General features: G+C 25.1%; 1 protein-coding gene. It reads left to right on the top strand.

Annotated elements, in window-relative coordinates:
- A partial coding sequence (locus tag ACWGQ1_RS18420; protein WP_452313527.1) for a protein rep occupies positions 1 to 398 on the top strand: 398 nt, incomplete at both ends.

Below are 398 nucleotides of genomic sequence, written 5' to 3' on the forward strand. Positions count from 1 at the left end.
TGCAGTAAATAAGTCATATTTTACAGATAAAAGATATTATATTAGTCAAAAAGAATGGCTTGAATTATGGCGTGACGTAACGGGAATTTCAGAAATTACACAAGTTCAAGTTCAAAAAATAAGACAAAATAACAATAAAGAGTTATATGAAATGGCTAAGTATTCTGGTAAAGATAGTGATTATTTAATAAATCAAAAAGTATTTGATGCATTCTATAAATCTCTTAAAGGTAAACAGGTATTAGTTTATTCAGGATTATTTAAAGATGCTAAAAAGAAATTAAAAAATGGAGATTTAGATTACTTAAAAGAAATTGATCCAACCGAATACGTGTATCAAATTTTTTACATGTGGAATAAAAATGAATATTTAGCGAGTGAAATTTTTGATTTAACAG

Source organism: Microbacterium sp. NPDC055599 (genome assembly GCF_053618975.1).